This window comes from Candidatus Frankia alpina, assembly GCF_902806485.1.
GTDB lineage: Bacteria > Actinomycetota > Actinomycetes > Frankiales > Frankiaceae > Frankia > Frankia alpina.
This window is the reverse complement of the sequence record NZ_CADCWT010000456.1, coordinates 1-1540: the sequence shown is the minus strand read 5'-3', so window position 1 is coordinate 1540 and position 1540 is coordinate 1. Positions and strand designations below refer to the sequence as shown.

Sequence of the window (1540 nt, the reverse complement as noted above, 5' to 3'; positions counted from 1 at the left end):
CACGCGATCCACCCGTCGGTCGGGTCCGCGGACGCGGGCCTCGGAGGGGGGAACCCATGAATTGGTCCCGCACGTCACGTCGGTGCACCTCACGCGCCTTCGTTCTGGCCGCCACCCTGACGGCCGCGCTCGCCTCACCCGGTCTGCTCGGCACGGGAGCCGCCGCGGCACCAACCGGCATCCCGGGCAGTCCGGCGCCGTCAGGCAGCCCCACCACCGCGAGCCCCACGGGCGGCGACTGCCCCTCCTACCCATCGACGGCCGGCCCGCTGCGCAGCTGGGAGACCGTCACCGCGCTTCCCGCCCCCCGCGCCTACCTCGCGGCCACCACCGGCTGTGACGGGCGAATCTATGCGATCGGCGGCCAGAAGGCCGTGGGCGGCGCGGGCGGCGGCGCCCCGGGTTCGGCCACCGGCTCGCCCAGCCCGAGCGCCTCCCCCTCGAGCCCCACCTCCCCCTCAAGCCCCGCCGGCACCTCCCCGGCCTCGACGGGGTCGCCGACCACGCCGACCACGCCACCCGCGGGCGGTACGACCACCAGCTCGACGATCATCCCGGGCGCGTTGACCGACGAACCGTCGTTCGGCCCGCTGTCCAACGCGCCGAACGACCCCCTCGGCGACAACAGCGCCGGGCCCTCCACCGCCACCTCACCCACCGGCACCTCACCCACCGACAAGTCGTCGGTGACGCCGAGCACCCCGCCGTCGGCCGCGCAGAGCGGGTCGCCGACCGGCACCGGCTCGCCGTCCGCGGCGCCCGGTGCCGCCGCCGCGCCAGTTGGGCACCGTCCAGGTCTTCGACCCGCGCAGGAACGACTGGACGGACGCCGCCGACCTGCCGACCCCGCGGACCCATCTCGCCGCGGCGACCGGCACGGACGGCCGGATCTACGCGATCGGCGGCCGTTCCGGCGCCGCCGACGACCCGACGGACACCGTCGAGGTCTACACACCGTCCAACGACAGCTGGACGAGCGGGACGGTGCTGCCCAAGCCGATGGGTGACCCGCGGGCGGCCCGCGCCACCGACGGAAAGATCTACGTCCTCGACGGCGACACGCTGGCGATCTACGACCCGGACGCCGCGAGCTGGACCACGGCGGACGCGCCGCCGACCCCCGTCAAGGCGCCGATCCTCACCGCCCTGTCCGACGGCCGCGTCCTCGCCGCCGGTGGCAGCACGGCGGGCGGCGGCTCCGCGACCCGCGCCTCGTCCGACGTGTACGCCTACACGCCCGGCGCGGGTGCCAGCGGTTCCTGGACCCAGGTGTCCGACCTGCCGACCGGGGTGACCCGGGCGTCCGGGCCGGACGGCCGGGTCTACGTCGTCGGCGGGCGGGATGCCGACGGCGACGTCACCGACGCGGTGCAGGTCTACTCCCCGGACGACGACCAGTGGACCTCCGGCCCCACAGGTGCGGCGTCGAAGCGGGCGGATGCCGCCGCGAGCACCGGCGGTGACGGCCGGGTGTACGTGCTGGGCGGCACATCCGGCGGCAACGCCCTGGACACGGCGGGGGCCCTGAGCGGATAGGTTC

2 protein-coding genes are annotated in these 1540 nt (G+C 76.1%); one reads left to right on the top strand and one right to left on the bottom strand.

Features of this window, described 5'->3' with window-relative positions:
* Positions 1 to 349 precede the first annotated feature (349 nt).
* Positions 350 to 739, bottom strand: a complete 390-nt coding sequence (locus G6R25_RS28475) for a hypothetical protein (protein ID WP_235949529.1) — start codon at positions 737 to 739, stop codon at positions 350 to 352.
* 23 nt (positions 740 to 762) lie between these two features.
* Between G6R25_RS28475 and G6R25_RS28470 the strand changes: the two genes are divergently transcribed.
* Entirely contained in the window at positions 763 to 1536 is a 774-nt protein-coding gene (locus tag G6R25_RS28470; protein ID WP_235949527.1) for a Kelch repeat-containing protein, read from the top strand.
* The last annotated feature ends 4 nt before the right edge of the window (positions 1537 to 1540 follow it).